We start from the raw sequence: 11,460 nt of genomic DNA, 5'->3' as shown, positions 1-11,460 counted from the left end.
CTGTTGAGACATCTCAATGTCATAGTCCTGGCGCTCGTGCTGTGTGCCACGTTCACCGTGTCTGGCGCAGCTCAAGACCTGTCGCTTGACCTGGGAACAGATCAAAGTCTGAGCAGCCGCGCGCTTCAGCTGATCGCCTTGATCACCGTACTCAGTCTTGCGCCTGGGCTCGCGATCATGATCACCTGTTTTCCGTTCATCGTGACAGTGCTGTCGATCTTGCGGCAAGCGATCGGCCTACAGCAATCCCCGCCCAATATGCTGATCGTGAGCCTCGCGCTTTTCCTGACCTATTTCGTTATGGACCCGGTATTCCAAGAGGCTTGGCGTCAAGGCGCGCAACCGCTGTCCCAAGGAAGCTTGACGGTCGAGGAAGCATTCCCCCGTGTAATTGCCCCGTTTCGTGAGTTCATGGCGCTGCGCCTTGATCTCGATACGTTCCAGACGTTGCTGGACTTGCGGCCAAATGAGACGCCGGCAGCGCCAGCCGACGCCTCTCTTTCCATTCTGATCCCATCTTTCATGCTGAGCGAAGTTGCACGGGCTTTTCAGATAGGCTTTCTGATCTTTCTTCCGTTTCTCATCATCGATTTGGTTGTTGCGGCAATCTTGATGTCCATGGGCATGATGATGGTGCCACCGGCCATCGTATCTTTGCCATTTAAGCTGGCGTTCTTTGTTGTGGCCGATGGCTGGAACCTGATCGCGGGTGCCCTTGTAAGGAGTTACTTCTAATGGAAAAGCAGGTCTCTGCGTTTTCAACGACACGGCGCAAGTCAGTCCCGGCGGAGTTTTCTTCGGCGCGAAACTCGGCGTTGCTTGTTTCTATGGTCGGTTCAAACTTTTCTAAGTCGGGCAAAGGTTTGTTTGCAGAAACGGATCCGGTGCAGCCCGCCGCAAGCACTGTAAGCACGCCCGAAGCGAGCGCTTCCCTCAGGTCTTTGGCAAAGGCGCTTGTCAGTGATATGGCGAAGGCCGCGCCTGACACTCGCGTACCGCTTGAACACAAAATTCCAGCCAAAGCGATCCGACCCAAGGGTACTTCCGCAAAACCCAAAAGCGATGCGGTCAAGCGGAAGATACGAAAGCGCCCATTGAACGAGTTTGAACGTGAGCATCCTGCAATCATCGCGCGGCAAATCGTTGAACGCGATCATGCAGGGCGAACCAAGATCCTCAGCAAACTGTCAGGTCCTCGTGCGCGCCTTGTGATCCTTTATGCAAAGGAAATGGAAAAACGCGATGGCGTTGCCTCAACTTCGGATCTGAGCACGCGTGCCCAGGTGAAATCTGCATCAGCTGGTTGATGATTTCGCCGACGTTTGGCTCAGTTTTCTTTTTTATCGTCTACAATGTTCATTTGGATCATACAGCTTTCGCCAAGATCAACTGCCGCGAACGGTCCACCATGACGGGTGTCCGAAAGACCCTTGATATCGGCAGGCTGCGCCTGCTTCAGGATGCGTTCCGCGAACTGCTCGGCGTTGTCTTTGGGTCTATAGCCCAAGAAACTCGCTTTGCTGTTGTCCACCGGCGCGCGATCGTTGTTCGAGACGCCGTAGACAATGCTGAAACCGGTGGTGGGGGTATCGACAGCTCGGGTGACCAGTTGAATCAAATCGTCATAGCTCAACCATGTCCCGAGCGCCCGCGTATTCGTGACCCGTGCGCAGGACAGAATGCGCAGGCAGACGGCCTCAAGTTGTCGCTTTTCCCAGTACATCCGGCCCAAATCCTCGGCGAAACACTTCGCAAGGCCATAGAAGGTATCGGGTCTATGGGGCGCATCAGTTCCGATAAAATCGCTCCTGAGATACATGCCAACCGCGTGAATTGAGCTGGCGTAGACAACCCGTTTCAGACCCCTTTGATAGGCAGCTTCCCAAACGTTGTAGGCGCCCAGGAAATTGGGGCCCAGCATCTCTTCAAACGGAACCTCATCGACCAGAGCGCCAAAATGTACCACTACGTCCGCGCCATCCAGAAGATCGAACATTTGATCATACTGCGCGATATCCGCCTTTTGATAACGCTCGCCCGGGTAAAGCTGGCCCAGGTCCTCGGCGATATCGGATGAAACAAGCTCATCCGACATTCGTGACAGAGGCTCTCGCAGATATGACCCAAGGCGGCCTGCGGCCCCGGTAAGAACCAGCTTCTTCATCTCAGATCTCCCCAAAATACCATCTGGTGGCGGTGTGCTCGATCAAATCACTGCCTTTTCGACGAAGGGTCGGTTCTCGGCAATCCGGTCAAAGTGGAAGGGCGAAAGATCAAGTGTACGATAGGCGCCATATGTCAAAAACTCGGCGGTCCCACGTCCCATGGCAGGGGATTGTTGAAGCCCATGCCCTGAAAAGCCATTGAGAAAAATGAAGTTTTCCACTTGAGTGTGCGGCCCCATGATCGCGTTGTGATCAAAAGTGTTGTACGCATAGTGACCGGCCCATTCGCTGATCACCTTTATCGCCTCAAACTGGGGAATGCGCGTTGCTATGGCGGGCCAGATATGATCCTGCCACAGATCATGATCCATTACGAAATCGTCGTAATCCACAGCGGGGTCGGGATCTGAGTGACCGCCGGCCATGTAGGTGTATCGACCGTCTTGCCTCAAATGAACGCCGGAAGGATCAATCGTCAGCGGAAGTTCCCGATCCAGCGGCTGTTCAGCGGAAAAAACGTATGTGTAACGCTTGCGTGGCTCGACCGGTATTTCGATGCCAGCCATCCGCGAAGTCAGAACCGCGCGAGGGCCCGACGCGTTGACGATTTGCCCGCACGAGATTGTCTCACCTGACGTCAAAGTAATGCTGTCGATCCGGTTCCCCGCAGGCCTCTTGGTCATCGCGATCACTTCGTTGGCGATGTACTCAACACCCCGTTCGCGGGCCGACCTGCGCCACCCGTCGAAAACCGCGACGCAGTCCCAGTAGCCTTCGTCCCTACGGTTGTGACTGCCCAGAACGATGTCGTCCAAATTGTAGAACGGATAATCGCGTTCGATTTCTTCGGGTGTCATCAGTTTCGTGCCGGCGCCCTCGGCCACCTGAACAGCATGACTGTTTCGGAGGACGTCTGCGAACCCCTCGCTGTCGGCGAGATACATATATCCGTAATTCTGGATCGACAGTTCTGGATATCTCTCATCGCCGCCCATCCGTTGGCGAAAGGTTTTGACGAATTCTGCGGCGAATTGCGAGATCTTCACATTCAGTGCGTTGCTGAACTGCTGCCGCATGCAGGAATTTGTATGAGACGTTGAGGCGGTGCGATAGCTTGGGTCGCGCTCCACCACCAAGACAGATCCGTTAAAATCGGCATTGTCTGACAGGAACCAAGCGGTCGAGGCGCCAAACATCGCGCCGCCCACGATGACAACATCGTAGGTGTTGTGCTTCGGCTTGGTAGCAAGACCTACAGTCTTCATCAGAACGCCTTTTAGAACCAGAAGCCGACAGCCAGAGCTTTCGGTTGTTTAATCTGTCGACCAACATGGTCGGCGGCGTCAAGGCGTATCGCTGTCGCCCGTGGTGCGGCGGGTCAGAGCACCGTTGAACAAGATGTCGATGTGCGTATCCCGAAAAGTGGCGATGTCCAGCGCATCGATATCTGCGAATACCATTTCCCAGACGGCGGCCATAAAGGTCGGCCCGATCAGTACACGCGGGTCCCCATCCGCAATCTCGGGCCGCAAGTCCCCACGTGCGACACCGCGGGCTACGATCTTGTCAAGAATGCGTAATCCTTGATCAAGAGCGCGAGACTTATAGAGCTTCACCAGGTCGGGGAACCGCCGCCCTTCCCCAATGAGGATACGCATAATGGTCATTGCGTCTGTGCCGACAAGGCGCGCATAGGTTGACGTTACCAGATACTTCAGCAGTTCCTCCGTCGGGCCATCGAAGGTTGATGTCATCTCCTCAATTTCGGTCAAGACCGGCACGATGGTTGTCAAAACAGCGGCCTCGAAAAGCGCGGTTTTATTCTCGAAATACAAATAAATCGTGGCTTTTGAGACGCCGGCGCGTGCAGCAACGTCGGTCAAGCGCGTCGCGGCGAACCCATTTTCCGCGAACTCTGCCAAGCCAGCCGCAGTAATCTCGGCGGGACGTTGCGCCTTTCGGCGGGCATAGGTTTTTTTGTCGCTCATTCTCATCCTTTGGCTTGCAATACCTGTGAGGATATCTAATTGCTGACTCAAAAGTCAGCAGCAGACGAAGCCGACGCCCAGAACGAGAATATCACCATGGATGACAAGACCACGCCAGACCTTCCGTTGAGCGATCCCGGCCTTGGCACATCGAAGGAACAGACAACGTCAAAGAAATCGGGATGGTTCAAGCTGTATCGAATACCGCTGGTTATGGTCTTCATATTTGTGGGCGCTGTCATCGGGCTCTATTTTCAACCGCCCGGCGTTCAGGCTTTCTTTGGTTTGACAGGTTTGCAGCCGGGTGGTGGAACGGACACGCCCATTGCGGTCGCTGTTCAACAAGTCACGACGCAAGAAGAGGTCTCCGTTGTCAGTGAGGGGGACGTGGTCGCCCTTGGTCGTCTAATCCCACGGGGTGATATCGTGACAGTGGCCCCGCCATTTGGCGCAAGCGATGCGCGGATCTCTGAGATATGCGTGGCTGTCGGGGATAAAGTCGCGCGTGGTGATACGCTCGCAGTTTTGGACAATCTTGCGCAGCTTGAAAGCGACGTGGCGACCGCGCAGGCTGATGTTCAGGTGCGCGACGCAACGTTGCAGCAGACCAAGCTGAACACTCGCGCCAGTCTGGAAGAAGCGCGGGCCGCTCTGCAACGGGCCGAAGCCACCGCAGCCGTCACCCAGACCGAGCTTGATCGGACAACGTCTCTATTGGAGCGGGGCGTCACTACGCGGGCGGTGTTCGATGATGCTCAGGCGCGTGCCACCGAGGCTATACGTGACGTAGAGAAATCGCGTGCGACCCTGTCCCGCTATCAAGCATCCGAAGGGGTTTTGCAGGCCGACATCGCTGTTGCCGAGGCAAATCTAGAGGCAGCGCGTGCCAGTCTGGCCCGCAGTCAATTGGATCTGAGCAAAGCCTATGTGCGCGCACCCTCCGATGGAACCGTTCTGGATATCCATGTGCGACCCGGTGAAAAACCCGGTAGCGATGGCGTTCTAAATTTGGGCAACACCAACGAAATGACGGTCGAGGTCGAGGTGTACCAGACCCTGATCGGTCGTGTCGCATTGGGCGATCCGGTCACCATATTCGCCGATGCGCTGGCATCCGACCTGTTGGGCAGCGTCAGTGCCATCGGACTTGAGATCGGGCGACAGACCGTGACATCCGATGATCCGGCCGCCAACACCGACGCCCGTGTTGTCGATGTGATCGTTACGCTTGATAAAGCGTCTTCCGATATCGCCTCGCGTTTCACGAACCTCGAAGTTGTCGCCCGTATCGACGCTGGTCGCATAGAATGACGCGACTGCTGACGCGGCTGTTTGGTCGCATGCCGATTGGGTGGCTTCAACTGTCCCACAGTCGCGCGCGACTGTTTGCTGCGCTGGCAGGTGTAGCCTTCGCCAATATTCTGGTTTTTGTCCAACTGGGTATTCTGGGCGCCCTCAACTCTTCGACGGTCGCGCCGTACGCTCTGTTTGATGCAGATATCATGATCTCGTCCGTCGATGCGAATACGTTGACCGACGGCAGCAATGTCGCGCGGCAACGGATGTTTCAAGCGCTCGGAATTGCAGGCGTTGCAAGCGCGACGCCATTGATGATCGGCGCGCTGGATTGGGAGGATGACAAAAGTTCGTCATCACTTCAGACCTTTGGGGTCGATCCGAACGCGCAGAGATTTGTCGCGCCTACACTTCGAAGTGAGCTGAGCATCCTGCAATTGGCGGACACCGGCCTCATCGACAGACTTACGCGCGGTGTTCCGCCAGAGGTGTTTGAAGGCATAACCCGCGACACCCCTCTTTCGATTGAAGCCAATGGGAGAACGGTCAACGTCACCGGGACATTGGCCGTCGGCGCCGGGTTTTCCGAGGACGGCACCTTATTTGTGTCCGATCAGACGTTCCTAAGGCTCTTTGGCGCACGCTCGCTTGGTGCCCCCAATCATATTCTGGTCAAAGTGGAGGACGGGGTTTCACCAGACGTCGTCGTTGATCGTCTGCGTGCTGTTTTTCCCAACGATGTCGTGAAGGTTAACACGTTCGAAGACGCAGCCAGCGCGGACAGGCGATATCAGACTACGGAACGTCCGACAGGTATCATTTTCGGGTTTGGGGTTCTGATTGGCGTGCTCGTCGGCGTGGTCATCGTTTACCAGGTGCTCGCGACGGATGTCGCTGATCACTTGAAGGAATATGCGACATTCAAGGCAATGGGATATGATCAGCCGTTCTTTCTTGGCATCGTGTTTGAAGAGGCCATCGTGCTTGCCGTGTTTGGCTTCATACCGGGGCTTTTGTGTTCAATTGCGATCTATCTTGGTCTCAGTGCCGCAACTGGACTACCCGTAGAGATGAGTGTGGCGCAGGCTATCTCGGTGTTTTTTGGTACATTGGCGGCCTGCAGCCTGTCCGGTGCAATCGCCACCCGCCGCTTGGCCGGTGCGGACCCAGCGGACCTGTTCTGATGCGCAATGTTCCGGCAATCACCGCTGAGGGTCTCAATCACTGGTTTGGAACGGGTGAGGCGCGCAAACAGGCGGTGTTTGACGTAAATCTAGAAATCGAGCGCGGCAGCCTGACAATTCTGATGGGTCCGTCCGGGTCAGGAAAGACAACTGTTCTTACGCTGCTTGGCTGTCTGCGGGATGTTCAGGAAGGCAGTGTTGAGCTTCTCGACACGGAATTGAATGGTGCGCCAGAACCGCTGTTGGTCGCCACTCGACGACGGCTTGGGTTTATCTTTCAAGCTCACAACCTGCACGAAAGCCTGAGCGCCGAGCAAAACGTGCTGATGGGCTTGCAGGTCCACGGGAAAGGCGACGCGCATAAGCAGCTTGAGGCCAGTCGTCATGTTTTGGGGCTTGTCGGTTTGGGCGACCGGATGAATTATCTTCCTGCGAACCTGTCCGGGGGGCAAAAACAGCGCGTGGCGGTGGCGCGGGCGCTGGTCTCCAATCCTGAGGTCGTGTTTGCCGATGAACCGACGGCAGCGCTTGATAAGGAGTCCGGGATGACTGTCGTTCAGATGCTCAAGGCACTCGGCAAGACGCGCGGGACGACCACGGTGATGGTCACTCATGACAATCGGATTCTCGACATGGCGGACCGGATTATCGTGCTGGAGGAAGGGCGGATCGTGTCCGATACGCGGAAATAGGGCGCCTCCCCCTCGACAGTTCTTAGAAGCCATGCACTATCATAGAGCACGTTGCAGGGAGGATGAGAAATGGACGTTTCAAGCAGAATGCCTATTGGTGATGTCTCCCACGTCATTGGCGAAGTGGACCAGCCACTTGTTGAAAAAACAATTCCGCAGGTTCTCTACGACACGGCGAAGCGGTTTCCAAACCGGGATGCTGCAGTGTTTTCGATGCAGGGTATTCGGCGGACGTATCAGGAGTTTTCTGACGATGTCGATCGACTCGCTGCGGGTCTGATCACGCTCGGGTTCCAAAAAAACGACCGGATCGGGATATGGTCGCCCAATCGCTATGAATGGCTTCTGACGCAGTTTGCAACGGCGCGGATCGGGGTGATCCTTGTGAACATCAATCCGGCCTACCGCACTCATGAGCTTGAATATGCACTAAACAAAGTCGGCTGCACCGGCCTGATCACGGCGCCCGCATTCAAGACGTCAGACTATGCAGGAATGCTGGTGGACCTCGCGCCTGAGCTCAAGACATCAGAGCCGGGAGAATTGAAATCCCAGAGGTTTCCGCATCTCAGCACGGTTATCTGTTTAGGTGATGATACACCGGCAGGTATGATCCCTTTTGCCTCAGTTACGGGTGATCCTGCAGCATTGCCGCCGCTGGACGCGCTGGACCGCAATGATCCGATCAACATACAGTTTACGTCGGGCACAACGGGTCAGCCGAAAGGCGCGACGCTGACACACCGCAATATTGTCAACAACGCGTGGTTCGTTGGGGACGCATTGGTGCTGTCCGAGCAGGATAGGCTCTGCATCCCGGTGCCGTTCTATCATTGTTTTGGTATGGTCATGGGCACCCTCGGGTCCGTACTGCGAGGGACCGCGATGATCGTTCCCGGTGAGGGGTTCGAAGCAGCCGCGACTCTGAAAACGGTGTCTGACGAGAAATGCACTGCACTCTATGGCGTGCCAACGATGTTCGTGAACATGTTGGAGCATCCGAACTTTGCGTCCTTCGATTTGTCTACACTCCGCACCGGAATCATGGCGGGTGCACCGTGCCCAATCGAAGTGATGCGCGCGGTGCAAACCAAGATGAACATGACCGAGGTCACGATTGCCTATGGCATGACAGAAACCAGCCCTGTGTCTTTTCAAAGTAATGTGGACGATCCAACCGAAAAACGCGTCACCTCCGTCGGGCGGATTCATCCTCATGTTGAGGTCAAGATCGTCGACGAGAATGGCGTTCCTGTTCCGGTTGGCAGCCAAGGCGAACTTTGGACGAAAGGTTATAGCGTCATGAAAGGATATTGGGCCGATGACGAGAAAACAGCCGATGCGCTTGACGCGGAAGGGTGGATGCACACCGGTGATCTGGCCCGCATGGACGAAGAGGGTTACGTCAACATCACGGGGCGTGTGAAAGACATGATCGTCCGGGGTGGAGAAAACATCTATCCACGGGAGGTCGAGGAGTTCCTTTATACGCACCCGGCCGTGTCACAGGTGCAGGTTTTCGGGGTGCCGGACCAGAAATTCGGGGAGATCTCCTGCGCTTGGATCCTGAAAAAGCCCGGTGCGACGGTGGACGAGGCCGAGATCAGGGCCTTTTGCAAAGAGCATATCGCATACTATAAAGTGCCTGCACATGTTAGGTTCGTGGATGAAATACCCATGACAGTAACCGGCAAACCCCAGAAGTTTGTGATGCGTGACACGATGATGGAAGATCTTGGTCTGAAAGAACTTGTGACCGCTTGAGCGCCCGCAGGGAGGAGATGTTGATATGAACAAGCAAAACGATCCCGCAAAACTGAGTGCCGTGAGCGCCCGCGCCGGGACGGATCGCTACATGCCGGGGTTTGGTAATGACTTCGAGACCGAAGCTTTGCCGGATGCCTTACCGCAGGGCCAAAACTCCCCCCAGAAATGCAACTACGGTCTCTATGCCGAACAGTTGTCCGGCACGCCCTTTACGGCGCCACGGGGTCAGAACGAGCGCACGTGGTGCTACCGCATCCGGCCTTCGGTCAAGCATGTCTCTCGGTTTGAAAAAATTGAGGTTCCCTACTGGAAATCAGCGCCACATGTCGATCCTGACGTCATATCGCTTGGTCAATACAGGTGGGATCCGGTGCCGCACACTGAAGAGGATCCTACGTTCCTGACAGGAATGCGGACGGTGACCACGGCGGGCGATGTGAACACACAGGTCGGGATGGCGTCCCATGTCTATCTGATCACAGCCTCAATGGTAGATGAGTATTTCTATAGTGCCGACAGCGAGCTTTTGGTCGTGCCGCAGGAAGGGCGCCTGCGCTTTGCGACGGAACTGGGCATCATCGATCTGGAACCGCAGGAGATCGCGGTGCTTCCGCGGGGAATGGTCTTCCGGGTCGAAGTGCTGGACGGCCCCGCGCGTGGCTTTGTCTGTGAGAACTACGGGGCGAAATTCGATCTGCCGTCCCGCGGCCCAATCGGTGCCAATTGTCTGGCCAATCCGCGTGATTTCAAGACACCGGTCGCCGCATTCGAGGACGTCGAACGCCCCTCGACCGTAACAATCAAATGGTGTGGGCAGTTTCATGCAACACAGATTGGTCATTCACCGTTGGACGTGGTGGCATGGCACGGAAACTACGCGCCGTGCAAATACGATCTGAAGACGTTCTCGCCCGTGGGCGCGATCCTGTTCGACCATCCGGACCCGTCGATCTTTACCGTGCTGACCGCGCCATCGGGCGTAGAAGGAACAGCCAATATCGATTTTGTGCTGTTTCGCGATCGTTGGAACGTGGCGGAAAACACCTTCAGACCGCCTTGGTACCATAAGAACATTATGTCCGAGTTGATGGGCAACATTCACGGGATCTATGATGCCAAGCCCAAGGGCTTCGTTCCCGGCGGGATGAGTCTGCACAACATGATGCTGCCCCATGGCCCGGATCAGCCAGCTTTTGAGGGTGCATCAAACGTCGATCTTCAGCCGCAGAAACTTGAGAACACCATGAGTTTTATGTTCGAAACGCGCTTCCCGCAGCATCTGACGGAATTCGCCGCGAAGGAAGCGCCGTTGCAGGATGACTATGTCGAGTGCTGGGACGGTCTTGAGAAGAAGTTCGACGGAACCCCGGGGGAAAAGTAGGGCAATGGGCGACAAGAGGCGGGCTGGCATATGAGGCTGGCGACCCTGAAATCTGCCAACCCGGACGGCGGGTTGGTCGAGGTGAGCGACGATCTGAGCACCTGTCGTCCGCTGAAGGCGGGAACGTTTCAGGCCGCGTTGGATACAGGGAATTTTGGTGCAGATGCGGACTGGCACAACTTTGATGCATCCGATTGTGTGTCACCTTTGCCGCGGGCGTATCAGTTCCTCGACGGATCGGCCTATGTGAACCACGTCGAACTGGTGCGAAAAGCGCGTGGGGCTGCGATGCCCGAGAGCTTTTGGTCCGACCCTCTCATGTACCAAGGCGGCTCGGACGGGTTCCTTGCGCCAGGCGACGACATAGTGGGTGACCCAGCTTGGGGGATCGATTTCGAGGCTGAGATCGCCGTGATCACCGGCCCGGTCCCGATGGGCGCATCGCTGGAAGAGGCCGCGAGTGCAATCCGGTTCGTGATGCTTTGCAACGATGTTTCGCTGCGGAACCTCATCCCGGGCGAACTGGGGAAAGGCTTTGGCTTCGTTCAATCTAAACCCGCCTGTGCTTTCTCGCCTGTTGCTGTTTCGCCCGACGAATTGCCGGGGTGGGGTAATGGAAGGATGTCAGGGACAGTATATGTCGACTTCAACGGAAAGCCGTTTGGCCGGACCGATGCGGGCATCGACATGACATTCGATTTTCCCAGACTGATCGCCCACGCGGCCAAAACGCGACATCTGGCGGCCGGTACAATCATTGGGTCTGGAACAGTGTCAAACAAGCTGGACGGCGGTCCCGGAAAACCTGTGAGTGAAGGCGGCGCGGGGTATTCCTGTATCGCCGAGCAACGGATGATCGAGACCTTTGAGACAGGTGCAGCCGTCACCGAATTCATGCAGCCTGGGGACAACGTAAAAATCTGGATGGAAGACGCCTCCGGCCGCTCGATCTTTGGAACAATTGACCAATCGGCGCGCGCGCTGTGA

Annotated in this window: 11 protein-coding genes; 8 read left to right on the top strand and 3 right to left on the bottom strand. The window is 56.2% G+C overall.

Going from position 1 to position 11,460, the window contains the following annotated elements; all coding sequences use genetic code 11:
• Positions 1-735, top strand: a complete 735-nt coding sequence (fliP, locus tag KIN_RS07240) for a flagellar type III secretion system pore protein FliP (protein ID WP_159807871.1) — start codon at positions 1-3, stop codon at positions 733-735.
• Positions 735-1,307: a hypothetical protein gene (locus tag KIN_RS07235; protein ID WP_159805543.1), complete on the top strand. Its 573-nt coding sequence runs from the start codon at positions 735-737 to the stop codon at positions 1,305-1,307. The genes fliP and KIN_RS07235 overlap by 1 nt, the downstream gene beginning before the upstream one ends.
• A 20-nt stretch (positions 1,308-1,327) precedes the next feature.
• On the opposite strand, the gene KIN_RS07230 is transcribed toward KIN_RS07235, so the two are convergent.
• The 3 genes from KIN_RS07230 to KIN_RS07220 form a co-directional block, all read right to left on the bottom strand.
• Positions 1,328-2,164: an NAD-dependent epimerase/dehydratase family protein gene (locus KIN_RS07230; RefSeq protein ID WP_159805541.1), complete on the bottom strand. Its 837-nt coding sequence runs from the start codon at positions 2,162-2,164 to the stop codon at positions 1,328-1,330.
• 42 nt (positions 2,165-2,206) lie between these two features.
• On the bottom strand, positions 2,207-3,430 hold the full coding sequence (locus KIN_RS07225) for an NAD(P)/FAD-dependent oxidoreductase (RefSeq protein WP_159805539.1): 1,224 nt from the start codon (positions 3,428-3,430) through the stop codon (positions 2,207-2,209).
• 78 nt (positions 3,431-3,508) lie between these two features.
• Entirely contained in the window at positions 3,509-4,153 is a 645-nt protein-coding gene (locus KIN_RS07220) for a TetR/AcrR family transcriptional regulator (RefSeq protein ID WP_159805537.1), read from the bottom strand.
• Positions 4,154-4,192: 39 nt separating this feature from the next.
• On the opposite strand from KIN_RS07220, the gene KIN_RS07215 reads away from it, so the two are divergent.
• The 6 genes from KIN_RS07215 (at position 4,193) to KIN_RS07190 (ending at position 11,460) form a co-directional block, all read left to right on the top strand.
• Positions 4,193-5,464 carry an HlyD family efflux transporter periplasmic adaptor subunit gene (locus KIN_RS07215; RefSeq protein ID WP_159805535.1) on the top strand — a complete coding sequence of 424 codons (1,272 nt, stop codon included), beginning with the start codon at positions 4,193-4,195 and terminating at the stop codon, positions 5,462-5,464.
• A complete protein-coding gene (devC, locus tag KIN_RS07210; RefSeq protein WP_159805533.1) occupies positions 5,461-6,633 on the top strand; it encodes an ABC transporter permease DevC in 1,173 nt (390 codons plus the stop codon). Before KIN_RS07215 ends, devC begins: the two co-directional genes overlap by 4 nt.
• On the top strand, positions 6,633-7,325 hold the full coding sequence (locus KIN_RS07205) for an ATP-binding cassette domain-containing protein (RefSeq protein WP_159805531.1): 693 nt from the start codon (positions 6,633-6,635) through the stop codon (positions 7,323-7,325). The genes devC and KIN_RS07205 overlap by 1 nt, the downstream gene beginning before the upstream one ends.
• A gap of 69 nt (positions 7,326-7,394) precedes the next feature.
• Positions 7,395-9,089 carry an AMP-binding protein gene (locus tag KIN_RS07200; protein WP_159805529.1) on the top strand — a complete coding sequence of 565 codons (1,695 nt, stop codon included), beginning with the start codon at positions 7,395-7,397 and terminating at the stop codon, positions 9,087-9,089.
• A gap of 25 nt (positions 9,090-9,114) precedes the next feature.
• Entirely contained in the window at positions 9,115-10,473 is a 1,359-nt protein-coding gene (gene hmgA, locus KIN_RS07195) for a homogentisate 1,2-dioxygenase (protein ID WP_159805527.1), read from the top strand.
• Between the two features lie 30 nt (positions 10,474-10,503).
• Complete coding sequence (locus KIN_RS07190; RefSeq protein ID WP_159805525.1) at positions 10,504-11,460, top strand: fumarylacetoacetate hydrolase family protein; 957 nt, start codon at positions 10,504-10,506, stop codon at positions 11,458-11,460.

It is taken from the genome of Litoreibacter roseus (genome assembly GCF_009811795.1).
GTDB lineage: Bacteria > Pseudomonadota > Alphaproteobacteria > Rhodobacterales > Rhodobacteraceae > Litoreibacter > Litoreibacter roseus.
Note: the sequence above shows the minus strand (reverse complement) of the source record. Positions and strands in the feature narration are given on the sequence as shown.